Source organism: Clostridium sp. AM29-11AC, from assembly GCF_003480545.1.
Classification (GTDB): Bacteria; Bacillota; Clostridia; order Lachnospirales; family Lachnospiraceae; genus Otoolea; species Otoolea saccharolyticum_A.
The window spans coordinates 150,959-176,086 of record NZ_QUJI01000001.1 but is presented as its reverse complement, the minus strand read 5'-3'; the positions used below and the strand labels follow the sequence as shown (position 1 = coordinate 176,086).

The 25,128-nt window shown below is 53.0% G+C and carries 23 protein-coding genes; 4 read left to right on the top strand and 19 right to left on the bottom strand.

The window, feature by feature from the left end; all coding sequences use genetic code 11:
- Positions 1-47 precede the first annotated feature (47 nt).
- From DW757_RS00805 to DW757_RS00780, 6 genes are all read right to left on the bottom strand, one after another.
- The gene (locus DW757_RS00805; protein WP_118750713.1) at positions 48-1,292 is read right to left on the bottom strand and encodes a competence/damage-inducible protein A; all 1,245 of its coding nucleotides are present in this window, start codon (positions 1,290-1,292) and stop codon (positions 48-50) included.
- 2 nt (positions 1,293-1,294) lie between these two features.
- Positions 1,295-1,837: a CDP-diacylglycerol--glycerol-3-phosphate 3-phosphatidyltransferase gene (pgsA, locus tag DW757_RS00800; protein WP_008398113.1), complete on the bottom strand. Its 543-nt coding sequence runs from the start codon at positions 1,835-1,837 to the stop codon at positions 1,295-1,297.
- Entirely contained in the window at positions 1,821-3,161 is a 1,341-nt protein-coding gene (gene rimO, locus DW757_RS00795) for a 30S ribosomal protein S12 methylthiotransferase RimO (RefSeq protein WP_118750712.1), read from the bottom strand. The genes pgsA and rimO overlap by 17 nt, the downstream gene beginning before the upstream one ends.
- 112 nt (positions 3,162-3,273) lie before the next feature.
- Complete coding sequence (rpoZ, locus tag DW757_RS00790) at positions 3,274-3,534, bottom strand: DNA-directed RNA polymerase subunit omega (RefSeq protein ID WP_015574225.1); 261 nt, start codon at positions 3,532-3,534, stop codon at positions 3,274-3,276.
- Positions 3,535-3,636: 102 nt separating this feature from the next.
- Positions 3,637-4,272 carry a guanylate kinase gene (gene gmk, locus DW757_RS00785; RefSeq protein ID WP_118750711.1) on the bottom strand — a complete coding sequence of 212 codons (636 nt, stop codon included), beginning with the start codon at positions 4,270-4,272 and terminating at the stop codon, positions 3,637-3,639.
- Between the two features lie 49 nt (positions 4,273-4,321).
- The gene (locus DW757_RS00780; protein WP_015574227.1) at positions 4,322-5,200 is read right to left on the bottom strand and encodes a YicC/YloC family endoribonuclease; all 879 of its coding nucleotides are present in this window, start codon (positions 5,198-5,200) and stop codon (positions 4,322-4,324) included.
- Positions 5,201-5,388: 188 nt separating this feature from the next.
- On the opposite strand from DW757_RS00780, the gene DW757_RS00775 reads away from it, so the two are divergent.
- Positions 5,389-6,336, top strand: coding sequence for a LysR family transcriptional regulator (locus DW757_RS00775; RefSeq protein ID WP_021966567.1), 948 nt, complete (start codon positions 5,389-5,391; stop codon positions 6,334-6,336).
- Between the two features lie 288 nt (positions 6,337-6,624).
- On the opposite strand, the gene citF is transcribed toward DW757_RS00775, so the two are convergent.
- Genes citF through citD form a run of 3 tightly spaced genes read right to left on the bottom strand, consistent with a single transcriptional unit; the run spans position 6,625 to position 9,390 of the window.
- Positions 6,625-8,187 carry a citrate lyase subunit alpha gene (citF, locus tag DW757_RS00770; RefSeq protein ID WP_087381605.1) on the bottom strand — a complete coding sequence of 521 codons (1,563 nt, stop codon included), beginning with the start codon at positions 8,185-8,187 and terminating at the stop codon, positions 6,625-6,627.
- Position 8,188: 1 nt separating this feature from the next.
- The gene (locus DW757_RS00765; RefSeq protein ID WP_008398106.1) at positions 8,189-9,091 is read right to left on the bottom strand and encodes an aldolase/citrate lyase family protein; all 903 of its coding nucleotides are present in this window, start codon (positions 9,089-9,091) and stop codon (positions 8,189-8,191) included.
- Positions 9,091-9,390 (bottom strand): citrate lyase acyl carrier protein, encoded by a 300-nt coding sequence (gene citD / locus DW757_RS00760; RefSeq protein WP_008398105.1) that lies wholly within the window; start codon positions 9,388-9,390, stop codon positions 9,091-9,093. Before citD ends, DW757_RS00765 begins: the two co-directional genes overlap by 1 nt.
- Positions 9,391-9,634: 244 nt before the next feature.
- Here citD and citX point away from each other — a divergent pair, with 244 nt between their 5' ends.
- Positions 9,635-11,272, top strand: coding sequence for a citrate lyase holo-[acyl-carrier protein] synthase (gene citX, locus DW757_RS00755; RefSeq protein ID WP_118750710.1), 1,638 nt, complete (start codon positions 9,635-9,637; stop codon positions 11,270-11,272).
- Positions 11,262-12,998 (top strand): NFACT RNA binding domain-containing protein, encoded by a 1,737-nt coding sequence (locus tag DW757_RS00750; RefSeq protein WP_118750709.1) that lies wholly within the window; start codon positions 11,262-11,264, stop codon positions 12,996-12,998. Before citX ends, DW757_RS00750 begins: the two co-directional genes overlap by 11 nt.
- A gap of 104 nt (positions 12,999-13,102) precedes the next feature.
- Here DW757_RS00750 and DW757_RS00745 read toward each other — a convergent pair whose 3' ends face one another.
- Positions 13,103-14,446: an MATE family efflux transporter gene (locus tag DW757_RS00745; protein ID WP_118750708.1), complete on the bottom strand. Its 1,344-nt coding sequence runs from the start codon at positions 14,444-14,446 to the stop codon at positions 13,103-13,105.
- Between the two features lie 394 nt (positions 14,447-14,840).
- On the opposite strand from DW757_RS00745, the gene DW757_RS00740 reads away from it, so the two are divergent.
- On the top strand, positions 14,841-15,092 hold the full coding sequence (locus tag DW757_RS00740) for a hypothetical protein (protein ID WP_015574233.1): 252 nt from the start codon (positions 14,841-14,843) through the stop codon (positions 15,090-15,092).
- 64 nt (positions 15,093-15,156) lie between these two features.
- On the opposite strand, the gene DW757_RS00735 is transcribed toward DW757_RS00740, so the two are convergent.
- The 9 genes from DW757_RS00735 to DW757_RS00695 form a co-directional block, all read right to left on the bottom strand.
- Positions 15,157-16,290, bottom strand: a complete 1,134-nt coding sequence (locus DW757_RS00735; protein WP_118750707.1) for an SLC13 family permease — start codon at positions 16,288-16,290, stop codon at positions 15,157-15,159.
- A 182-nt stretch (positions 16,291-16,472) separates the two neighbouring features.
- The gene (serS, locus tag DW757_RS00730) at positions 16,473-17,750 is read right to left on the bottom strand and encodes a serine--tRNA ligase (protein WP_008398096.1); all 1,278 of its coding nucleotides are present in this window, start codon (positions 17,748-17,750) and stop codon (positions 16,473-16,475) included.
- A 142-nt stretch (positions 17,751-17,892) separates the two neighbouring features.
- Positions 17,893-18,750 carry a pyridoxamine kinase gene (locus tag DW757_RS00725; protein WP_118750706.1) on the bottom strand — a complete coding sequence of 286 codons (858 nt, stop codon included), beginning with the start codon at positions 18,748-18,750 and terminating at the stop codon, positions 17,893-17,895.
- Positions 18,751-18,760: 10 nt separating this feature from the next.
- Positions 18,761-19,348 carry an ECF transporter S component gene (locus DW757_RS00720; RefSeq protein ID WP_118750705.1) on the bottom strand — a complete coding sequence of 196 codons (588 nt, stop codon included), beginning with the start codon at positions 19,346-19,348 and terminating at the stop codon, positions 18,761-18,763.
- Positions 19,349-19,553: 205 nt separating this feature from the next.
- The gene (locus tag DW757_RS00715) at positions 19,554-20,384 is read right to left on the bottom strand and encodes a thiamine diphosphokinase (RefSeq protein ID WP_008398093.1); all 831 of its coding nucleotides are present in this window, start codon (positions 20,382-20,384) and stop codon (positions 19,554-19,556) included.
- Positions 20,385-20,435: 51 nt separating this feature from the next.
- The gene (rpe, locus tag DW757_RS00710; protein ID WP_118750704.1) at positions 20,436-21,095 is read right to left on the bottom strand and encodes a ribulose-phosphate 3-epimerase; all 660 of its coding nucleotides are present in this window, start codon (positions 21,093-21,095) and stop codon (positions 20,436-20,438) included.
- Positions 21,096-21,098: 3 nt separating this feature from the next.
- Positions 21,099-21,977, bottom strand: coding sequence for a ribosome small subunit-dependent GTPase A (gene rsgA / locus DW757_RS00705; RefSeq protein WP_118750703.1), 879 nt, complete (start codon positions 21,975-21,977; stop codon positions 21,099-21,101).
- A gap of 2 nt (positions 21,978-21,979) precedes the next feature.
- On the bottom strand, positions 21,980-24,385 hold the full coding sequence (locus DW757_RS00700; RefSeq protein ID WP_118750702.1) for a protein kinase: 2,406 nt from the start codon (positions 24,383-24,385) through the stop codon (positions 21,980-21,982).
- Complete coding sequence (locus DW757_RS00695) at positions 24,382-25,128, bottom strand: Stp1/IreP family PP2C-type Ser/Thr phosphatase (RefSeq protein ID WP_015574237.1); 747 nt, start codon at positions 25,126-25,128, stop codon at positions 24,382-24,384. Before DW757_RS00695 ends, DW757_RS00700 begins: the two co-directional genes overlap by 4 nt.

Genomic DNA, 25,128 nt, shown 5'->3' with positions numbered 1-25,128 from the left:
GCTTCATCGCAGCTTGCAAAATGGACGGGTATGAGAGTCAAAGGGTTTTAGGAAAACGCCAGAATCGATCTTCTCAGCAGATCCAGAGCCTGTACCACCGACTGTTCCCTGATTTTCTGACGGTCGCCCTTAAAATGGAATTCCTCCACCTGCACCTTGTCATTCATATAGCAGGCAATATAGACAAGGCCCACCGGCTTTTCCGGAGTCGCCCCGTCAGGCCCTGCAAGCCCCGTTATGGCCACGCACACGTCCGCATCTGTGGCAAATACGCCTCCCTTGGCCATCTCCTTGGCCGTCTGGGCGCTGACCGCCCCATACTTTCTGAGCGTGCTCTTGCTGACGTCGAGGTGTCTTCGTTTGGCCTTATTGGAATAGGTGACAAAGCCCTCCTTGAATACGTCGGAAACGCCCGGCACACTTACCAGAGTTCCCGCCAGAAGACCGCCTGTACAGGACTCAGCGGTGGTCACTGTAAGCTCGTGCTTCTTCAGAAGCTTTACCACAGCATCCTGAAGTGTCTCATTCTCATCTGTCGTGTAGACTGCATCGCCGAATCTCTTTTTAATCTCCTTCACCACCGGCTTCAGGAGCTTTTTCGCCTCCTCCTCAGAGGCAGCCCTGGCCGTCACCCTCAGATGAACCTCCTTGAGCTTTGCATACGTCGCAAGAGTGGGATTCGTCTGCTTGTCAATTAAGTCGAGGATCATCTCCTCCACCTTGCTCTCCCCGTAGCCGCAGATTTTAATCATCTGAGAGAGGATCACATCTGAGTTCTTATTCTGAAGATAAGGACAGAGCTGCTTTTCCACCATCGGATACAGCTCTCCCGGAGGGCCAGGCAGAAGAATTGCCGTCTTTCCATCCTTTTCAACTACCAGTCCGGGAGCCGTGCCGTTCTCATTGTCAAACACCACTGCCCCCTCGGGGATCAGGGCCTGCTTCCAGTTGCTGTCAGGCAGCTCCTCTTTTTTCCTTCCCCGGTAATACTCCTTTAACCTCTCCTCCGTGTGCGCATCCTTCACGAGGGGAAGTCCCATCACCTTTGCGCAGGTCTCCTTGGTCAGATCATCCTCGGTAGGTCCCAGGCCGCCGTTTAAAACCACAATATCCGAGCGGTTCAGGGCAGTCCTGATGACCTCAGAGAGGCGCTCCTCGTTGTCCCCTACCGTTGTCTGATAGTAGACGTTCAGTCCCAGCATAGCGCATTTCTCGGACAGATACCTGGCATTAGTATTCACGATATTTCCCAGCAGCAGTTCTGTCCCCACAGATACCAGCTCTACAACCATATTTATATGCTCCCTTCTGTCAGAACCTTATGGTTCTTCACAATGTAGTCCACCAGAGAGATGATGGTGAGCGCAAGGGCAATCCACACGCAGAGCGTTGTCAGCAGAGCGAGAGACGGAATGTCCAGAATCAGAAGCACCACCGCAATCATCTGGAAGGTAGTCTTAAACTTGCCCCAGTAGCTTGCCGCAATCACCACTCCGTTGTCGGAAGCCACCAGACGGAAGCCGCTGATGATAAACTCGCGGCTGATAATGATAATGACCATCCAGGCCGGGAGCTCTCCCAGCTCAATCAGGCAGATAAGGGCAGAGCAGACTAACAGCTTGTCCGCCAGCGGATCCATAAATTTGCCAAAATTTGTCACCAGGTTATATTTTCTCGCAATCTTTCCGTCCAGAAGATCCGTCAGGCTGGCCACAATGAAAATAGCCAGGGAGATCAGGCGGAAGGTCTGGTTCTGCCCTCCTTCCCACAGAAGGAAAAATACAAAAAACGGAATCATAATCACACGCAGTACAGTTAATTTATTTGGCAGATTCATAGCACATCTCTCCTATCAAATCATAATCAAGGGCTCCTGTGACTCTGACCTTGCAGAAATCTCCTGACATCAGGGGCTCGTCGGTGTTTACAAAGATAAGTCCGTCCACATTCGGGGCATCCATGTAGGTTCTTCCCACATAGGCGTTTTCATCGGCCACCTTTCCCTCTATCATCACATCGAGAATGCGGCCTACCATGCGCTCTGACTTTTCAAAGGCAATCTCCTGCTGAAGCTCCATGAGAGCGTCCCGCCGTTCCTCCTTTATCTCCTGGGGGACCTGATCGGGGAAGGATGCCGCCGGCGTATCCTCCTCAGCCGAGTAGGCAAACACGCCCAGCCGTTCAAACTCCATCTCGTCCACAAAGTCCATGAGGAGCTCGTGATCCTCTTTGGTCTCTCCCGGGAAGCCTGCGATCAGGGTAGTCCGAAGGGCAATGTCCGGGATCGCCTCTCTTAAACGGGCAATGTTTCGTTTCAGCTCCTCCATCGTGGTTTTGCGGTTCATTCTCTTTAAGATCCGGTCGCTGGCGTGCTGAATCGGAATGTCCAGATAGTGACAGATTTTTTCCTCCGTGCGGATGGTCTCGATAAGCTCCTCTGTAATCTCTTCCGGATAGCAGTACTGGATTCTGATCCAGTAAAGCCCGTCAATCGCTGCCAGCTGCCTTAAAAGCTCGGGAAGCATCTTCTTCCCGTAGAGATCCACACCGTAGAGCGTCGTCTCCTGGGCCACCAGAATCAGCTCCCTCACCCCCTGCTCTGTAAGCTCCCTGGCCTGCTCAATGAGCCGTTCCATGGGAACGCTCCTGTAGGGTCCGCGAAGGGACGGGATAATGCAGTAGGTGCAGTATTTATCGCAGCCCTCCGCAATCTTCAGAAAGGCGTAGTGGCCTCCTGTGGTGACAAGCCGCTTCGCCTTCACATCAGGGAGAGCCGTAAGCTCGTGGAAGCAGGAAATGTGCTCCTCTCCGGAGAGAGCTTTTTTAAGCACATTGGAAATCTCGTCGTAGGTGGAGGTTCCCAGAATTCCATCCACCTCCGGTATCTCCTGCATGATCTCCTCCTTATATCTCTGAGCCATGCATCCTGTGACGATCAGAGCTTTGCATCTGCCCTTCTTTTTAAGCTCCGCCATCTCCAGGATCGTGTTCACGCTTTCCTCCTTGGCGTCGTTGATAAAGCAGCAGGTATTGATGAGGATAACATCCGCCTCATTTTCATCGTCTGTAAAAGTGTAGCCGTCCCTGTTTAACAGGCCCAGCATCATTTCCGTGTCCACCAGGTTTTTGTCGCAGCCAAGGGAAACACAAAGTATTTTCATAGTTCATCTCCTGATTCTGTTTGATAGGTTCCTAGGGAAACTTTTCCAGAAACTTTTCCCATAGTAAAAACGCCATCTCACGACCTGAAGCCATGAGACGGCCCTCTTTTCCTTAAAATTGAATATCATCCTCAGAGCTGTCGTCCTCGCTGACAATCTTTACCTTGGAATTGTAAAGCTCATCGATGGCAACAGACAGAGGCTTTCTGCTGGCAGATGCAATAGACGGATCCTCCTTGGCAATAAGCTGTCTGGCACGCTTTGCCGTGGCAATCACGATAGAATAGCGGCTCTGGATAATCGGATCAGCGCCCTCCTCCACTCCGCTGTTTACAACCTCCATCAGGTCGGTATAGGATGGTTTTAACATCATAATTATCATACTCCTTTTACTGTTTCATACTGTTTATTTATATAGATTACTGCTGTCTCTCTGAATAACCGAAAGTCAGGCCCAGGGCCGTGACTCTTCTTCTCAGCCCTCATCCGATGTGAGATGCTTTACATCCTTCTGGACTCTGTTGATAAACTCCCTGTGGTTTCCCACCCGCGCCCTCTGACTCTGGATGAGGGTGTGAAGTTCCTCCACACAGCGGTCAACTGTGTCATTCACAATGACATAGTCGTACTTTGGAATATCCTCGGCTTCCTCCCCGGCTCTCTTCAAGCGGGCGTTGATGGTGTCCATATCCTCTGTACCCCGTCCGATCAGCCGTCTCTTTAACTCCTCTGCACTCGGCGGCATGATGAACACAAGCATCGTCTCCGGGAATTTTTCCTTCACCTTCAGAGCACCCTGAATCTCAATCTCCAGCAGCACGTCCTTTCCTGCCTGGATATTGGAAAATACATACTCCTTCGGAGTCCCGTAATAATTATTCACATACTGGGCGTACTCAATCAGCTCATCCCGCTCAATCATGTCCTCAAAGGCCTGGTGCGTTTTGAAGAAATACTCTTTCCCGTCCGTCTCTCCCTCTCTGGGAGCCCTGGTAGTGGCGGAAACGGACAGCGCATAATTATCATATCTGGAAATGAGCGCCTTCATCACAGTTCCCTTGCCCGCGCCTGAAAAGCCGGACACTACCACTAATGATCCCTGATTGTCCATAGCAACTCTCCTGTCTGTTCTTTATGGTTAAAGCCTTTTTGGGGCTTCTCTATTCAATGTTCTGAATCTGCTCCCTGACCTTTTCGATCTCTGTCTTAAGGGCAATGGCCCTGTCGGAAACCTCCAGATCGTTGGCCTTGGAGAGTATGGTGTTTGCCTCCCGGTTCATCTCCTGGGCGATGAAATCCAGCTTCCGGCCCACACTGCCTCCGGAAAGAAGCTCTGCCCTTGTCGCCTCAATGTGGCTTTTTAAGCGCACCGTCTCCTCATCCGTACAGATCTTGTCTGCAAAGATCGTCACCTCCGTGGCAATTCTCGCCTCATCGATAGCTGAGCCCTGAAGAAGCTCCTTCACCTTATCCTCCAGCTTCGCGCGGTATTCAGCTACAATCTTCGGAGATCTCTCTTCTATCTCCGCCACAAGTCTGTCCATATAGTCAAGTTTTCCCAGAAGATCTGCCTTCAGATTTTCCCCTTCTGTGACCCTCGTCTCCACAAACCGTGATGCTGCCTCCTCGACCGCTCCCTTAAGAATCGCCCACATATGTTCCTCATCCTCAGGGACCTGCTCCATCACCAGCACATCCGGGTATCTGGCCAGATCGGAAACCGTTATGTCATTTTCGATGTGAAACTGCTCTGCCATTTTTGCAAAGTACTCCATGTATTCGGATGCCAGGGAACGGTTGTACTTGAGAGCCATCTTCTCTTCTGTGTAGTCCTCATAGGTAATAAATAAATCTACCTTGCCCCTCTGAATGTACTGCTTGAGCAGGCTTCGGATTGAGGCCTCAAAATAGTTGAACTTCTTGGGCATCTTGATGCCCAGATCCAGATAACGGTGGTTCACCGCCTTCATTTCTACGGAAATTCTGTACTCTTCCGTAGTGATCTCGCAGCGTCCGAAACCCGTCATACTTCTTAACATGGCTGTACCTTCCTTTGTCCATAGATAATGGTATTATAATCCATATAAAAAATCTAGTCAACAATAAATCAGGAGGGCGCTGTCATCAGCCGGCATCCCATTGTAATTTTGCCCGTAAGATAGTATGATAAATACAATGCTGAAACAGCAAAGATAAGGAAACCGTCAGACATTCAAAGGAGGCTTTCGTGAATCTGAAGCACGCACAGTACATTATGACCATATTGCAGGAGGGCAGCATCACCGCAGCGGCGAAGAAGCTTTTTATCTCCCAGCCCTCCCTGAGCCAGGTGGTGAAGCTGGCCGAGACAAACCTGGGAGCCCCGGTCTTTAACCGCTCCACAGATCCTATCTCTCTCACTCCGGCCGGGGAAAAATACGTGGAGGCCGCCAAGCAGATCCTCGCCATCCAGCAGAATCTGGAAAGGGAAATCGAGGAAATAAGGACGGAGGAGCACGGAAAAATCCGGTTCGGCATTCCGGTCCAGAGGGGGATGCAGCTTCTGCCCCTGGCCCTCCCTCCTTTTTTTGAGAAATACCCCCATGTGGACATCGAAATTCTGGAACAGGGCTCCAGCCGCATGGAGGATCTGGTTCTGAACGGAAGCGTGGATCTGGCCTGTATGACAACTGTGGCCCGACGTGAGGAGCTTTCCTACCACCTGCTGGAGAGCGAGGAGCTGGTGCTTCTGGCCGCAGGGACAACTGATCTGGCAAAGCGGATTCCAAGCGGAACCCCCATCTCCATCACCGAGGCCGGACACGAGCGTTTTATCTCCAATAAGCCGGGCCACAACGTGCGGACCATTCAGGACAGTCTGTTTATCGCAAGCGGCATCCATCCGAAGATCCTGCTGGAAACCGGCAGCATTGAGGTGGAAAAGAAGGTGTGCCTGGCCTGCGGCGCCGTGATGCTCTGTCCCAGAAGCTATCTCGACGACATCAGAGCGTCCGGATGCCAGGCAAGCATCTATCCCGTTTTAAACTCCGCGACGGAGCGGCACTGCTATATCTGCCACAAAAAAGAACTGTACCTGACGAAATATATGCGTGATTTCATCGGGATCCTTCTCTCCTGCGTAAAGAGGGAGCAGGAAGTCCAGGACTCAAAGCCCGGCACTGTTTCTGCAGTCTGAACGTCCCGGCCAGGAGCGTTCCGGGAAACTTTTCCGGAAATGTTTCCGGAAAAACTGCAGAAATTTTTTCAGACGGACTGAAAAAGAAACAAACTGGAAAAAGAAACGAGCTAGAAAAAAGACGGACTGGAAAAAGCCGGAAAGCAGAAAAGCACTCCCTCGAAAATCCGGAGAAAATCTCCGACCTTTCCGGGGAATGCCCTCTTTCAGGCTTCTGTCCTCAGGCTCTGGCCCTGGACGTACCTTCTTATCTTCTTTATTTATATTTATTTATAATTCAAATTCTGTTTAAAATTCAAATTCTTTAACCTTTCTCACCACATCCATAATGGTGCCGTCCCGGCTCTCGATAATTCCCACCACACGATCGTCAAACTGAACCGGCTCCGGCTTTCCGGTGATGGCGTAGGCTCTGTCCCGCAGCTCCTCGATGGTGCAGAACGGCAGCTTTACCCTGCTCTCCCTCATGCAGTCGATGAGATCCTGGCGCCTTGGGTTAATGGCAATTCCGTAATCAGTGATTACCACATCCACCGTTTCCCCGGGAGTCGTAACCGTCGTCACATCCGTGCAGACAGCCGGTATTCTGCCCTGTAAAAGAGGAGTGATGACAATGGTGCACTTGGCCCCTGCTGCCGTATCGGGATGTCCTCCCTGGGCCCCTGTAATGACTCCGTCGGAGCCGGTCACCACGTTGCAGTTGAAATTCACATCCACCTCAAGGGCAGCCAGGATCACAAAATCCAGCTTGTTGACATAGGCCCCCTTGTTAAAGGGATTGGCATACTCAGACGCGGAGATCTCCACATGGTTCGGATTTTTCTTGATGGACTCGATGGCTCCCAGATCAAAGTCCTGGGTGTCCACCAGCGTCTTTATGAGCCCCTTTTCCAGAAGCTCACACATGGGGGTTGTAATTCCTCCCAGGCCAAGTCCCATGGTGATCCCTCTCTCCTCCATGATTTTTCCCAGAGAAATCGTGGAGGCGATGGACGCTCCCCCCACTCCCGTCTGATAGGAAAAGCCGTCCCTGAAATAGGGCGTGTGGATGACAAACTGGGTGCAGTAGTCGGCCATCATCAGCTTTCTCACATCTGTGGTGGGCTTGGCCGCTCCCGTGGCGATCTTAGCCGGATTTCCAATGGCATCCACCACGCAGACATAGTCCACATTTGTCATGGAAATGCTGGCCGGAATGTTGGGGAAGGGCACCAGACAGTCTGTAACTGCCACAACCTTGTCCGCATACTGGGCGTCCACCATGGCATAGGAAAGCACGCCGCAGTCGCTCTTTCCCCCGTTTGGCCTGCAGTTTCCGTACTCATCGCAGGTGGGCGCGCCGATGAAGGCAATGTCAATGTGCACCTCGCCGGACTCAATGGCCCGCACACGGCCGCCGTGGGAGCGCATAATCGCCAGATCTCTGAGCTTTCCCGAAGATATGGCCTGTCCGATTTTTCCCCGCACGCCGGAGGACTGAATGCCTGTCACCGTCCCGTCCTCGATGTAGGGCACAATCGCATCATTGGCCTTACCCATGGAGCTGGCGCAGATGGTGATGCCCTTTACTCCCATCCGGTGAACCTCTTCCATGACCATGTTCAGCACATAGTCGCCTTCACGGAAATGATGGTGAAAGGAAAGTGTCATATTGTCACGAAGCCCGCATTTTTCCAGGGCCTCACGGATGGAGTCCACCATCTTCGACCGCTTCGGATCTGACAGGGCCCGCACTGTGGGAGCCGCTTTTTTGTACTCATAATTGTCGTAGGCATATGCGCCTTCAAAGGGCTTCTTTCCAGTAGCCTTTAAGATTTCTTCCGGTATCTCTCTGCCTGCTTTATTGATCATCTTACAAATCCCCCTCATAAACGCCTGACGCCTTTGCCAGGGCCAGAGTCCTCCTTGCCCCGTCATAGAAGGCAATGTCTATCATCTTTCCGTCAACGGTAAACACGCCGATTCCCTTTGCTTTCTTCTCGTCAATCTCCCTGACTACCTTTTCGGCAAAGATGATCTCTTTCTGGGTCGGAGTAAAAATCTGGTGAACGACTGCTATCTGCCGCGGATTGACCAGCGATTTCCCGTCAAAGCCCATGCGCTTAATCATCTCCGTCTCCCTTGCAAACCCTTCCATATCGTCCAGGTTCGTGAATACGGTGTCAAAGCACTGGACGCCTGCAGCCCGGGCGGCCATGATCATGTGCTGTCTGGCCCCCATAAGTTCCACGCCCGTGCCGGTGATCACTGTCTGCAGATCCTTTGTGTAATCGCCGCCGGACAGGGCAATTCCGATCAGGCGGTCGGAAGCCTCGCAGATCTCCAGGGCATTCAGCACACCCCTGCAGGATTCCAGAGCGGCCATCAGAAGGGTGCTCCCCTCCGGCCGTCCAAATTCTCTCTCTGCCGCCAGCACATGCTCCTCCACTGCCCGGACGTCCTCTGCCCGCTCTGTCTTGGCAATCCGGATCGTGTCAGCCCCTCCGGCCACGCAGACGCGGATATCCTCCTTCCAGTGGGGAGTGTCCAGTCCATTAATGCGGACGACCCGCTCCACACCGCGGTAGTCGATCTCCTTCAGGGCGTGAAACAGGGAATATCTGGCCGCGTCCTTCTGGTTTTCCGCCACTGCGTCCTCCAGATCCAGCATAATGGAATCAGGGCCGTAAATGTACGGATCCTTGATAAGTCCCGGCTTCTGGCAGTTTAAAAACATCATGGAACGCCTCAGGCGTTTTTTATTCGGATGACTCATTACCGGATCACACCTCCCCATGGAAGATTTTCCGAGATACCGTTTGCCCGGTATACGGCGCACTCTACCCTGGCCTTGAGGGTACAGTCTAAAGCCCCCTTATCCACTACCGTCACGCGGGCGTTTGTCACCTCCAGCCGTTCCAGGGTTTCCAGAACCACCGCCCTGATCTGCTTTCCAAACTGATGAATCACGCTGCTCTCAATGGTCAGCTCAATTCCTTCCGTTCCCGGTTCTACTGTAATCTGCGCGTCGCTGGACTCCAGGGTTCCGGCAACTGCTGCTCTCTCAATTTTCATGGCATTTCCTCCTTTGCAGAGCCAATCTGTACAGTTTTCGCTGTATCTGATACTGCTATGGTATCACCGGCCTTCCCTAAGGGCAAATACATAAAGGCCTATGAAGCACATAGGGAAAATCCTATCTGCGCCCGCACAAAAGCAGCCGGAAAAAGGTTGTACTTCTCTGAAAGTTTCATTATAATAGGGGAGATTGATCTTAACGGGCGGGTATTTCCCGCATCTTTCACTTTCAGGAGATTTTATGAAAACAGACCATACAAGCGCGGAGAAAACACTCCGCTTTTATGAAGTTACCGTCGAGGATATGATGAATGCCAGAGAGCGGAGGGCCGCCGTCCAGGAAAGGCTCATCGGCCTGTACGGCCTTCCGGTAGTGAGCTTTACCCTGAACATACCGGGGCCTGTCAAGGTGTTTCGCGGGGTTCCCGGCTTTTTTGAGCGGGGTGTGCAGGCTGTGAAGCAGGCCCTCTCTGACGCCGGGATCTCCATCCTGTCACAGGAGAGCATAGAGGAACACACAGGACTTGAGCTGATCTTCTGCGCAGACGGGACACCGGAGGAGCTAAAGCGCATTACCTCGGTCGTGGAGGAGGCAGAGCCGGCCGGAAGGCTTTATGACATCGACATCATCCGGACAGACCGAAGCAAGGTTTCCAGGGAGGACATCGGACTTCCCGGGCGCCGCTGCCTCCTCTGCTCAGAGCCGGCCCAGGCCTGCGCCAGAAGCCGCCGCCACTCGCTAGAAGAGCTGACAGCCTGCGTCAGACGGCTCATTCTCGAGGACAGCTTTCTGAACCGCATTCTCCAGTCTGCCAGGATGGCCCTCATTGACGAGGTTTCAGCCACTCCCAAGCCAGGTCTTGTGGATCTCCGTGACAACGGCTCCCACAGGGACATGTGTTTTCAGACCTTTCTTGACAGCACAGAGGCCGTCGTCCCCTATATCCGGGAAATGGCTTCTGAGGGACTGCACTGTGAGGATCCCTCCCTCCTGTTTGGGCGCATCCGCAGAACAGGGCTGCAGGCAGAGAAAGCCATGTTCCGGGCTACAGGCGGAGTCAATACCCACAAGGGAATGATCTTCTCCATGGGACTTCTGGCGGCTGCAGCCGGATATCAGTACGGCAGGCAGCTCTCAGAGAGGATTTCCGGGCAGCTTCCTCCATCTGCTTCAGGAGAGTGGGACCTTTCTGTCCCGGACCTTCTCTCCCTGGCAGGAGAGCTCTGCAGAGAGGAGGCAGAAAGAGACTTTGAGGCGCTGAATAAGTGGGCAGAAAGCAGAGGGGAAGACCCCCTTTGTCTCTCCCACGGGGAACGGCTCTATCTGAAATATGGCTGCCGGGGCATCCGGGGAGAGGCAGCTGACGGCTTTCCTTCTCTCAGTCAGATTGCCTGCCCCGCTCTTACAGGTGCGGCCGCGTATGCAGGGCTTCTGCGTCCCTTTCCAAAGCCTTCCCTCTCCCTTTCGGACAGAGTCTCACAGCCGGACCGCGGCTCTCTTTCTGACAGCGGACTGGACGGGAAGTGGAATCTTGTAAGACTCCAGACCCTTCTTCACCTGATGGCCCGGGCAGAAGACACCAACGTGCTTCACCGGGGAGGCCCTGAGGCTGCCGCCTATGTGAGGGAGGAGGCTGCCGCCCTCCTGTCCGGCGGCGGCGTGTTTGCAGAGGGCGGGCTTTGCAGACTGGCACAGCTGAACCGTGATTTTATCTCCAGGAACATCAGCCCCGGAGGGTGTGCGGATCTGCTGGCCCTCGCCGTCTTCCTCCTTCGCCTTTCGGATCCCGGGGAGGACAGCTTCCAGGTTCTAAAAAGTGTCCGGCACAGTAAAACAGCTATAAACGAAACGGAAAGGAGACTCTTTTATGGCATTTGACGGAATTGTCATCGCATCTTTGGTGCATGAGTTTAACCGCACCATTGCCGGCGGAAAGATCGCCAAGATTGCCCAGCCGGAAAAGGACGAACTTTTATTTACCATAAAAAATAACAGAGAAAACTACAGACTGCTTCTGTCTGTCAACGCAAGCCTTCCTCTGGCATACCTGACGGACGGGAATAAGAACAGCCCTCTCACAGCCCCGAATTTCTGCATGCTTTTGAGAAAGCACATCGGAAACGGGCGTATTGTCTCTGTGACCCAGCCGGGACTTGAGAGGGTCATTGAATTTGAAATTGAACATCTGGACGAGATGGGAGATCTCTGCCGCAAAAGGCTCATGGTAGAGCTGATGGGAAAACACAGCAACATCATTTTCTGCACCATGGACGGGGTCATTATCGACAGCATTAAGCATATCTCTGCCCAGGTAAGCTCTGTGCGGGAGGTCCTGCCGGGCAGAGAATATTTTATCCCCCAGACCACCGACAAGCTCAATCCCCTGGCCGTGGACGAGGAGGAGATCCGGGCTGCCCTCTCAGGGTTTGCAGGTCCTGTGGGAAAGGCCGTTTACTGCCGCCTGACAGGAATCAGCCCCGTAATGGCAGAGGAATTCTGTCATCTGGCAAGCATTGACTCCTCCGTCCCCGCTGCTGACCTGTCTGAGGCAGAGCAGATCCATCTGAGCCATACCATTGCGCTTGCCATGGATTCGGTGAGGGAGGGACAGTTCTCCCCCTGCATTCTCTTTAAGGGAGACGAGCCTTCCGAATTCTCTGCCCTGCCCTTTACAGCTCTGGCGCCGGGATTTTCCCTCAGAGAGTATCCTTCCATGAGCCAGGTACTTGAAACCTACTACGCTTCCAGGAGCACCATCACCAGAATCCGCCAGAAATCCTCTGATCTCAGGCGCATCGTCCAGACCGCCCTGGAGCGAAACTACAAAAAATACGATCTTCAGCAAAAGCAGCTGAAGGATACGGAAAAGCGGGATAAATTCCGCATTTACGGGGAACTCTTAAACACCTACGGCTATGAGCTGTCCGGCGGGGAAAAGGAGCTGTCCTGTCTCAACTACTACACAAATGAGACCATAAGGATCCCTCTGGATGAGACGAAAACGGCTCAGGAGAACGCCAGAAAATATTTTGAGAAGTACAATAAGCAGAAGCGCACCTTTGAGGCACTGACGGAGCTCATACAGGAGACGAAGCGGGAGATCGACCATCTGGAATCCATCAGCGCCTCCCTGGACATCGCTCTGAAGGAGGAGGATCTGACGCAGATCAAGATGGAGCTGACCGAATACGGCTTCATAAAAAAACACGGCCCCAACATGAAAAAGCAAAAAATCACAAGCCGTCCCTTCCACTACCTCTCCTCCGACGGCTTCCACATCTATGTGGGAAAGAACAATTACCAGAATGAAGAGCTGACCTTTAAGTTCGCCACGGGAAACGACTGGTGGTTCCACGCAAAGGGGATCCCCGGTTCCCATGTCATCGTAAAGAGCGAGGGCAGAGAGCTCCCTGACCGGGTATTTGAGGAGGCCGGGGCTCTGGCAGCCTTCTACTCCAAGGGACGGGAAAATGAGAAGGTGGAGATCGACTACATTCAGAAAAAAAATATCAAAAAGGTGGCAGGAGCCGCCCCAGGCTTTGTCATCTACCACACCAACTATTCCCTGATCGCCGAGCCGAGCAACCATTTCACAGAGCTTTAATCAATGGGAAAGCCGGGCGCGGCTGTAAAGCAGGTGCTTTCCTGTCAGGCAAAAAACAGAGCAGACGAAGTTCCTTCCCGAAACCTCGTCTGCTCTTTTGCTGTTTATGGCTCTGTTTCTTCCCTTCTGCCACAGAGCTTCCTCTGCTTCCACAGGAAACGAACCAAATAGAGGGCGAGAAGCAGAATCCAGGAAATTCCCTCTGCATAGGCAATCACCATATTTCCCCAGACGGAAACGCACAGGTAAGAGATGAGAATTCTCGAAGCCAGGGCTGCTATGCCTGCAATACTTGAATACAGTACATCCCCGCAGCCTTCCAGAAATCCCCGGAAAGCCATGGCAAAGCCGTAGACAGTGTAGAAGCCTGCAATACTCCTGAAAAAGGACGCCCCGATGGCCGTGGACTCCTCTGTCACACCGAACAGGGCAATCAGAGGCCCTCCCGCAGAAAGGATCAGAAAAGTCAGGCAGATGGACACGCAGAGCATCATGACGGAGCCTGCAAAAAGCACCTTCTTTGCGCGGGCTCTGTTTCCGGCCCCCATATTCTGGGCTGTCACAGTGGAAATCCCGGAGCCGAGATTGATGATGGGAAGCAGAAGGATGGAATCTACCCGGTAGGCAGTTGTGATGGCAGCCACCGTCTGGGTGCCGAAGCTGTTCATAAAATTCTGCAGCAGCAGGTTTCCGCAGGAGTTGACACTGGACTGGATTGCCGGCGGCAGTCCCAGCTGGAATCCCTGCACAAGAATCTTTTTATCCACCAGCTTCTCTTCCCTGGAAAAGCGCAGAATCTCATATTTCCTGCCGGCATAGCACACAATGAACACAGTCATCAGAGCCTGTGAGATAACCGTGGCAGCGGCAGCTCCCGGCGCTCCCATCCTGAGTCCTCCCACAAAGGCCAGATCTAAGATCACATTGGCCGCCGCTGACACCAGCACAGACAAAAACGGCGCCCGGCTGTCGCCAAGGCCTCTCAGGACGGCAGAATACACGTTATAGATGGTGATAAAAGGAATTCCCGTGAGAATAATCCGAAGATACCCCTCTGAAATATCGAAAATATCCTCCGGCGTGTGGAGCAGCCGGAGAATCCCGTCTGAGAGCCAGAGCCCTGCGGCGGCAGTCAGAAGAAAGAGAACCCCCAGGACAATGGAGAAGGTGGAGAGAATCCTCCTCAGGGACTCCCGCTCCCCTCTCCCGTACTTCTGGGCCGCCAGAATGGAAAGTCCCAGCGTCAGTCCGGTGATCACCATAACAAACAGATTTGTGATGGTTCCCGTGGCTCCCACTGCGGCCAGCGCCAGCTCCCCCTCAATATTTCCCACAATGAAGGCATCCGCCCAGTTGTAGAGCTGCTGCAGCACTCCGCTCAAAATCAGCGGAAGACTGAAGCCTGCCAGCGTAAACACAATATTTCCCTTCGTCAGATCTCGTTCCACCTGCTTCCTCCCAAATGTAAGCGGCGCCCTTCCTGCGGCTGTCGTTTCTTTCTTATGCTGTTTCTTCCTTATGCTGTATCTTTCTCATGCCGTTCCTTTCCTTTGCGCCGCGGCTGTATATGGAATTTTAGCACAGAGGGACGGAAACGGTCAAGCAGTCAGCAGTCCCTGCAGGAGGGGAGCCCCGGGGCCCGCAAAAAAATCGGTACAGAGGGGCATGATTTTTTTTACAGAATGTGGTATGATGAAAGAAAAAGAAAAACAGAAACGCAATCATATTGAACGCAGAAAGAGGCTTCCCCTCCGAACGTCTTGCCTAGTAAATGACTTCCTATCCGTCGTCAGGCTGGCAGTCTCATACAAAAGTGAAATACTGAAATTTGAGGAGAAAATTATGAGAAAAATTCCGTTAAAATATGTGTGTATCATCTCCTGGATTTCCTGGGCGCTGGGAATTATACTGATTCTTTTGGGCTGCTGGCTGAAACTGCTTTGGCTGGTTATCGCTGCCATCTTTGAATTACTGGCTGCCATTGTTTTTATCGCCGTTTTCAACCGCTGTCCCCATTGCGGCTGCTTTTTAGGACACTCCGGCGGCTGCTCATTCTGCCCCCATTGCGGCGGGCCGCTGAGAGGGCAGCATTGAGATGAGAAGGCAGCATTGAGATATAAATAGATTAATATCCGAAAATGCCGGCAGGCAGGACAGCTTACCCAGCCATAAGCCCTATCAGAAAAGCTGCCGCCGTAAGCGCCGCCAGAAATATCACATTCCACTTGGTAAATACCTTCAGAAACTCTCCCTTCTGCTGCGCAAATTCCCTCGTATAAAACTTATATGTAATCAGACTTGCCAGGGAGGCAATCAGCGTCCCGAGCCCTCCCAGATTCACTGCAGTGAGCAGAGGCACAATCTGCTCCGTAAACCCGGAGAGCAAAATAGCCGCAGGCACGTTGCTGATAATCTGGCTGACCAGAATGCCTGTGAGGAGCTCCCTGCCCTGGATCATGGACATCAGAAGGGAGCTCACCTGGTCAATGCGCTTTACGTTTCCGATGAATACGAAGAAGCAGAGAAAGGTCAGAAGGAGCATATAGTCGATCTCCTTCAAAATTTTCCGGTCGCACAGGTACACGGCCGCGGCCACGACACCCAGAACCGGCAGGTAGGGAAGCACCCGAAAGACTACAAGGAAGCAGAGAATCAGAAGTCCCAGATACAGCCCCAGCCGGCGAAAGAAGATCTTTACCGGAAGATTCAGGGCCCCCATGCTCACCTCCACCCGGATTCTCTCCTTCTTTTCAAAAAAGAGAACGGCGCAGAGCAGGGCTGCCGCCAGAACCGTGTAGGGGAGCACCGCCCCCAGAAACTCGCTCATGGAGATGCCGGAGATGGAGTACAGGTACAGATTCTGCGGGTTTCCCACCGGCGTGGCCATGCTTCCCAGATTGGCCGCGATGGTTTCCAGTACCGTGATCTTTAACAGGTTTTTCTCCTTTCCCGTCATCCGGAACACCAGAATGGTGAAGGGTACGAAGGTGATAAGCGCCACATCGTTTGTGATGATCATGCTGGAAAAGAAGCACAGAAACACCAGCACAGAGGAAAGCCTCCTCACGTTCCCTGCCCCGGCCAGGAGCTTCTGGCCAAGGAGGGTGAAGACTCCGATGGACTGGAAGCCTCCCACCACCGCCATCAGACAGAACAGGAGAGCCAGAGTCCTGTAGTCCGGGTAGGACAGGTACACCGCGTCCGGCGGCACGAAGGCCATGGATGCCAGGGCCAGGACAGCCGCGCAGCAGAGAACCGTTTCTTTTTTGAAAAATTCAAGACACGCTTTCATATATTTTCCTCATTTTCTGAATTTCCCTTGTTTAAGTTTAGTTATTTTTTTGGGGGCCTTATTTTTTGAAATATCTGATTCAGGCAAAGTTCAGCCTGGATTCAGCCAGTTTTACGCCGAAAAGGACTGCCGAAGCTTCACTCCGGACAGTCCTCCTAATGTTTGTATCGAATTGTAATGTCTTATCTCAGCTCTGTCTTTCCGCCCATGTACGGTCTTAAAACCTCCGGGATTCTCACAGAACCGTCAGCCTGCAGATTGTTCTCCAGGAATGCAATCAGCATACGCGGCGGAGCCACTACCGTATTATTCAGAGTGTGGGCAAAGTATTTGCCGTTCTCTCCGTTTACACGGATCTTTAGCCTGCGCGCCTGAGCGTCTCCCAGGTTGGAGCAGCTTCCCACCTCAAAGTATTTCTTCTGTCTTGGGGACCATGCCTCCACGTCCACGGATTTCACCTTCAGATCAGCCAGATCGCCGGAGCAACACTCCAGTGTCCGCACAGGAATATCCAGAGAGCGGAACAGATCGACAGTATTCTGCCACAGCCTGTCAAACCACATCTTGCTGTCCTCCGGCTTGCAGACAACGATCATCTCCTGCTTTTCAAACTGATGGATTCTGTATACGCCTCTCTCCTCGATTCCGTGGGCGCCCTTCTCCTTTCTGAAGCATGGGGAATAGCTTGTCAGCGTCTTTGGAAGCTCTTCCTCCTTCAGAACCGTGTCGATAAACTTTCCGATCATGGAGTGCTCGCTGGTTCCGATCAGGTAGAGATCCTCTCCCTCGATCTTATACATCATGGCATCCATCTCTGCAAAGCTCATAACGCCTGTCACCACATTGCTGCGGATCATGAAAGGCGGAACGCAGTAGGTGAAGCCTCTGTCGATCATGAAATCCCTTGCATAGGAGATCACGGCAGAGTGGAGTCTTGCAATATCCCCCATCAGGTAGTAGAAGCCGTTTCCGGCAACCTTTCTGGCGCTGTCCAGATCGATTCCGTTGAAGCGCTCCATAATCTCTGTATGGTATGGAATCTCAAAATCCGGCACAACCGGCTCGCCGTACTTCTGAACCTCCACATTCTCGCTGTCATCCTTTCCGATCGGAACAGACGGATCGATAATGTTCGGGATCGTCATCATGATCTTTGTGATTCTCTCGGAGAGCTCCTTCTCCTTCTCCTCAAGCTCAGCCAGACGTGCCGCGTCCTCGCCCACCTTCTTTTTGAGCTCCTCGGCCTCCTCTTTCTTTCCCTGAGCCATCATGGCTCCGATCTGTTTTGCAATCTTGTTCTTTCCTGCGCGCAGATCGTCTGCCTCCTTCTTGGCAGCGCGGTTTTCCGCATCCAGGGCAATCACCTCATCCACTAACGGCAGCTTGCTGTCCTGAAATTTATTCCTGATGTTCTGCTTTACAATCTCAGGATTTTCTCTGACAAATCTTAAATCTAACATATTTTCCTCCTGCGGCGGTTCTGAGAAGCCACCTCTGTTTTCATAGAACTGTCCTCGATTATACTACAGTTTTCTTTTTATGAAAAGACTATTTTCCCCTTTTCCCTGCTTTTTGACAGCGGTTCAGCCTCCCGCCGGGCAGCTACCCTTTCGTCCGCTGCCCTGCCATGCGCAGAAGGGACGGCAGACACTCCTCAATACACAGGCCCTCTTTCTCGGGAATCTGAAGCTCCTCTGACCGCTCCACACATTTTCGTGTAAAGGAGGCGGCCTTCTTCACACATTCCGTAAGAGGGAAACCTCTGACCATCAGGGCAGCTGTCACGGCGGAGAACACATCCCCGGTTCCATGCCTGCGGCTCTCCACATACCTGGAGCTTAAGAATACCGGCTCCCGGCCTTTCTCGAGAACCACGTTCAGAATGGAATGCCCCTTCTCAACGCCGGTCAGCACCACGGCTCCGGGCCCCATAAACAGGAGTTTGTAAGCCAGGTCGGAGAGCTCCCGTCTGCTCCACCCCTTCTCCCTCCAGGGAGTTTCTGTGAGAATGCAGGCTTCCGTCAGATTCGGCGTAATCACATCTGCATACTGGATAAGTTCCCGCATCTCCTCACAGAGTTCCGGCGTACAGGTGCAATAAAGGCTCCCATTGTCCCCCAGCACCGGATCCACAAGAAGCTTCGTTCCCTCCTGTTTAAAGTGGCTGATAAAATCTGCCACAATCTGCACCTGCCTGACAGAGCCCAAAAATCCTGTGGCAATGCTGTCGAAGGCAAAGCCCTGCTTCTTCCACTCATCCATATAGGGCACCATCCGCTCTGTATAATCATCAAAATAACAGCTCTGATATCCGGTGTGATTGGACAAAATGGAAGTGACCACCGGGCAGCACTGGATTCCCAGAGCGCTGATCACAGGAATAGCCGCTGTAAGGGAACAGCGGCCATATCCTGCCATAGAATTAATCATTGCAATTTTTTTCTGTCCTGTCTCGTTCATCTCGTACTCCTTATGAAAGCCTTAAGAGAAGGCCTGAGGTTCTGAGCACCGGGCGGGCAGCCATATAGATGAAAACAGAAGCCACAGCGGAAACAACCGCATTGATGGATGTGGAGGCCACGTTCCAGACGAGAGCCAGCTCTGCGGCCGGCTTTCCGATAATCAGCAGCTTATAGTAATAGCCAAACAGCGGATCCGCAATCACATTAAAAATCAGGCCTGCCGCTGATGCCAGAATAACGTATTTCAATACATGCCTGCGATCGGTGCTGGCAGTTATTTTTCCTATCCGGTGCGCCACAAAGCCTGTGATGAGGCCGATGCAGAGCTTCAGGATAAAGGTCTTCGGCGCATACACCACGTAGACCGGGTCAAAGAGATCTCCTATGGTCATGCCGATAGCTCCTCCCAGCCCTCCGTAGAATCCGCCGATGAGAAGCGCTCCCAGCACGCAGACCGCATTTCCCAGATGGATGGATGTGGCGTCGCCTCCAGGAAGCGTCAGACGAATCTGGCCAAAGGTGAACACCACATAGGAGAGGGCTGCCATGAGCCCCGTCATCGCAATTTTGTAGGCTGTGTCATTTTTTCTGTTCATAATTTCTGTCCCTCCTGTCAGCCGGCTCCCCGGCTGTTCCCGTTTCCGGAACAGCTGCCGGGCTCCGGCATTCCTTTCACTGATAATCTGTATCTTATCACAGGTCTGTACCTATTCAAACATGCAGTTTTCAGTTTTTATAAGAGGTCAGTTTTTGCAGAAACTCGGTCAGCCGGAACGCTCCCTCATGATGGTCAGAAGCTTTTTAATCATGGCTCTCCACACAGATCAGGATCCCCTTCCGGAAGAAGAGAGTTCCCTCCTCTTCTGCCAGCTCATTGCTGATGCACAGGCTTGTGCCGATCCGGATATCCCGGTCGGAGAGAGGATACTTAAAGCCCTTAAGGGTGATTCCCTCCACCGACTCAGTCAGAGGGAGAAAGGAAATATATTTGCCGTAAATCCTGTCCCTGAAAAACGGTGTGCAGCCGGGGCCTGCCAGATAGATTCTGTTCCTTTCGTCGTAGATTTCCGCTCTGATTCCATCCACAAAGGTCTGGAAAAGAAGCTGAATATTTCCCAGGGCGTGATCCATCCTCCCGCCCAGGGCGCCCAGAATGTCTATCCTGGTAAATCCCTTCCGCTTTGCCATCCAGAGAGCCAGCTCCGTATCCGTTTCGTCCTTTTCCGGCCGGTGAATCTCAAGCTCCACCTCCGGCTGCTGCCGGTAGCTCTCAAACAGACGGCGATCCACGGTGTCCAGATCCCCTACAATCTCATCCGGCGTAATGCCCAGAGCCGAGGCTCTCTCGAGGCCTGCGTCCACCGCGATCACACAGCCGTATCTGCGTGCAGCGATAAACTGTCTGGCAAACGCCAGATCCATGCTGCCTCCGGTGAGGATGAGACATGTTTCATCCAAGGCGCTGTCTTTTGCCTGAGCCCCGCTTTCCCTTTCCGGAAAGTCCTGCATCCCAGACTCCGGCGCTGCCAGGCTTTTCTTCTTAGTATTCTCTGAATCTGCCACGCGTATTCCTTCTCTCTTCCCGCTGTCCTTCACTCGTTCGATGTCCTTCACTCTTCCTCTGTCTTTCATTCTCCTGCTCTTTTTGCAGCCGCTTGGGCACAGCTTACCAAATCTTTCGGATCAGTCGTACTCCCTGAAAATTTCCAGAAATGCCCTGGTGTTTGCAGCCGCATCTCCCTTAAAAACTGCGGAGCCTGCCACAATCACATTGGCGCCCGCCTCAATCACCTGGCGCACATTGTCAAGGCCCACGCCGCCGTCCACCTGAATATCCAGGTCAAGTCCCCTCTCATCGCTCATTCTGCGGAGCTCTCTCACCTTTTCCAGAGTATAGGGGATGAATTTCTGACCTCCGAATCCCGGGTTTACCGACATAATAAGCGCCATGTCGATCTCTCCCAGAATGCAGGAGAGGGTGGACACAGGGGTAGCCGGGTTCAGAGCCACAGCGGCCTTCAGGCCCAGCTCCTTAATCTGGTTCACTGTCCGATCCAGGTGACAGCAGGCCTCCTGGTGCACACAGATCAGATCGGCCCCCGCCTTTTTCATATCCTCCACATAGCGGCCCGGCTCCTCCACCATCATGTGGACGTCAAACACCCGTTTTGTGATTGGACGGAGTTTCTGAATCACAGGCATTCCGAAGGAAATGCTGGGCACAAAGGCCCCATCCATCACATCCAGATGAATATACTGGGCTCCGGCCTCATCTACAGTCTGAATCTGCTCCCCCAGACGTGAAAAATCCGCTCCCAAAATTGACGGTGCTAATCGTATCATAGTCTAATATCTCCTTTTATCCTTCAGCTCCTTATACAAAAGCAGGTAATTGTCATAGCGGCTGCGGCTGATCCGTCCGGCCTTCACTGCCTCCTTCACTCCGCACACCCGCTCTCCCACGTGGACGCAGCCCAGAAAACGGCAGCCATCCTCCTCTGCGGCAAATTCCGGGAAATATTCCTTCAGCTCCTCCGGCTTTATGTCCTCAATATACATGGAGCTGAACCCCGGCGTGTCCATCATGTACGTGTTTTCCTCCACGAAAAACAGCTGGCAGTGACGGGTAGTGTGTTTTCCCCTCTTGATCTTTTCGCTGACCACGCCTGTCTCCATGCAGGCATCAGGCTGAATGAAATTCGTCAGGGAGGATTTTCCCACTCCCGACGGCCCTGCCAGAACCGTTGTCTTGTGGCGGATCAGCTCATGGATCTCCTTCAGCCCGGCCTCTTCGTAGGTGCTGATAAAGTGGATCTCATACCCGGCCGGGCCATAAATAGCCCGCAGTTTCACCATCTCCTCCTCCGAGGAGAGATCAATTTTATTAAAGCAGATAACAGCCGGTATCTGCTGGCGCTCCATCATCACAAGAAAGCGGTCCAGCAGATTGAGGTTTGGCATAGGCTCCGTGATCGCAAAGACCACAAGCGCCTGATCCACATTGGAGACTGCGGGGCGGATCAGGGAATTTTTCCGTTCCAGGACTGAGACAATATTTCCCGTTGCCTCCCTGTCATCGAGAATCTCAAACTCCACATTATCTCCGACTAGCGGCTTGATCTTCCTGTTTCGGAACACACCCTTTGCCTTGCATTCATAGACTCTCCCCTGTCCGTCATGGACATAGTAAAAGCCGGCAATTCCCTTGATTATCTTTCCTGTCATCCCTATGCGTCTACCTCCATAAATTCCAGAGGATAAGTCTTCAGCACTCTGTCGTTTGTCACATCGCGGATCTGAAGCTCTCCTGTGAGAACTCCGTCCTCTCCTGTAAGCTGATAATGTACCGGAAGCGTGACGTCTCCCTTCATCTCCCTGGCATCCATAACTGTCGTCGTTCTCTTCTGTCCATTTACCGTCTGCACCATAACAATCTCAACCGTGATTGTGGTGGAAGCGCCTCCCGGGCCGAAATTGTCCTTAAGGGGATAATCGTCATTGACAATGGCCACATACTTTGTCCCCTTGCCGATGCTTACCACATAGCTGACTGCGCTGCCCTCCGGCACCTCCTCATCCTTCAGCGGAATCTGGCTGATGATCTTTCCCCTGGAAACCGTATCACTCTTCTGTGTGAGAATCTGCTCCTTTGGCGCTACTGTAAGGCCTGCCGCTTCCAGAAGCTGTGCCGCCTCCTCCTCTGTTTTTCCGGTCAGATCAGGCACCGGCACCATAGTAACAGCAGGGCCTGAGCTTACATACAGACGGATCTCGCTTCCGGGAGAGGCACTCGTCGGCTCGTACCGGATCACCTGATCCTTTATGATGGTGTCGCTGTTTTCAGACTGAAGCGATACCTTAAGGCCTTTGGCTTCAAGAAGGTTTTTGGCATTTGTTCCATCCAGAGCCTCAAGTCCCAGGGCAGTCAGATCGATCTGTAACGCATCTGTCTCTTCCTCTGTGGAGGACTCCATTCCGCCCTCACCTACGACAACTCTGATTGTGGACTGCTTATCCACCACAGTGCCCTCTTCTGTCTTCTGCTCCACCACGAGCCCTTTCTTCTCCTCTTCCGACGCAGTATAGCTGTAGCTCAGCTTCAGATGGCTCTCCTTCGCCTTCTCCTCCGCCTCATCCTCTGTCATTCCAACGAAGTCCGGAACCCTTGTTTCCGTGTCCTTAAGTCCTGAATCGCTTTCGCCGGACTCCACCGCCGGAAGCGTCAGCTCTGTGTGGGAACCGGAATTAAAAATCCCACCAAGCTTTGCAAAGATGACAACCAGCACTGCCACGATAATGATGGCCACTGCCACGCCGACCGTGGTGAGCAGTTTTTCAATCTGGGGGTTTACATCTGCGCTTTTTCCTCCTCTGCCGCCCTTTTTGCCTCCGGAAGTCCGGCTGGAGCCGGAACCGCCGTAGCCTGAGCTGCGGCCCCTGTCATAGCCGTAGTCCTCCTCATAGTCATAGTCCAGGTCCCTTCCGTTCTCCGCAGCATCCTGGCGTCCGTAGCCGCCGGAGTGCCCCCGCTCGTAATCTCTGTCATAATTCTTATCATAGCCGCTGTGTTTCAGTTCGCGGCCGCTTTCCGGCTCCTTCCTTCTGTCATAGCCGTGCTCCCTGTCTCCTCTTCTCTCATGCTGTCCGCCGGACCCCGGCACATCCCGGAGACTGTTGCTCTGGCCGCTCATGACAATGGGGCCGGTACTGCGCCTGGGCGCGCTCTTAATCTGGCTCAGCTCATCCCCGGAGATCACCATCGTAGGCGAGGAGGTATCCACCTCCGGCTCCTGAGCCACGAAGTCGTCATCCGGATCCACAAGGGCATGGCGCAGATCGGAGATCAGCTCATAGACATCTGCATACCGCTTTTCCGGCTTCTTCTGGGTGCATTTCATGATAATGCGCTCCAGGCTTACCGGTACCTCGGGATTCAGCCTGGAAGGCGGGGTGATGGGCTGTTCCAGATGGGCCAGCGCTATGCTCACCGTATTGTCTCCGTCGAAGGGAACGGTTCCCGTCACCATCTCATACATGGTAATTCCAAGAGAGTAAATATCCGTTCTGGAATCGCTGAAGCCTCCTCTCGCCTGCTCCGGCGAGATATAGTGCACAGAGCCCACAGCCGTCGCCCCGATGGTCTGGGTGGTGACAGCCCTGGCAATGCCGAAATCTGCCACCTTTACCTTCCCGTCCCTGGAGATAATCATATTCTGAGGCTTGATGTCCCGGTGGACAATATGCTGATCGTGGGCGGCTGCAATTCCCTGAGCCACCTGGAGCGCAATCCCGATGGCCTCCTTGGAGCCGAGCCTTCCCTTTTTCGTAATATAGCTTTTTAAGGTGATCCCCTCAATCAGCTCCATGACAATGTAATGGATGCTTCCCTCGTCCACAACGTCATAGACACTCACAATATTCGGATGGGAGAGTCCTGCCGCCGCCTGGGCTTCCATCTTGAACTTCTTCACAAAGCCTGCGTCGGAACTGAATTCTTCTTTTAAAACCTTGATGGCCACCAGCCTGTTGAGCTTGTGGCACTTCGCCCGGTAGACCTCTGACATTCCGCCGGATCCAATCTGTTCAAGAATCTCATATCGATCCTGAAGGTACATTCCCGGTCTAAGCATCATAATCCGTCCACCTCACTTATCTGGGGATCGATCAGGACCACTGCAATGTTGTCCTTTCCCCCGTTCTGATTGGCTAACGCAATAAGCGCTCTGGCCTTGCTCTCAAGAGGGCCGGGAAGGAGCACCAGACGGAAAATGGCAGAATTGTCCACCATGTTGGAAAGCCCGTCAGAGCACAGGAGAATATAATCTCCCGCCTTCAGGCTCACCTCAAAAAAGTCCACATCCACATGGTCTGCAATTCCCACTGCCCTCGTGATAATGTTTTTCTGTTCTCTGTACGCGGCGCTTCCCCGGTTCATCTGCCCCAGGGAAACCATCTCCTCCACATAGGAGTGATCCCGTGTTACCTGGCGGATCCCCTCTCTCTCAATCAGGTAGAGACGGCTGTCCCCCACGTTGGCCACATAGAGGGTAGACCCCTCTATGGTAGCTGCCACCAGAGTAGTTCCCATTCCGCTTAAGCTCTGGTCTGCCGCAGCTGCCTCATAGATTTTCCGGTTGGCCTCGGCAATGCCGTTATTTAAAGCCGCCACCGCCGTCTGGTCGCCGCAGTTTCCTATGTAATCCGTCAGGCTGTCAATGAGAAGCCTGGATGCGCGGTCGCCGGCCCTGTGGCCGCCCATGCCGTCTGCAACGATAAACAAATTTGAAAGTGGTCCAATCGGTTCCGTTGTGGCAAAGCGCGAATCCTGATTCACTGACCGCACCCGCCCGATGTCCGTCAAAGCGCAGGCTTTCAT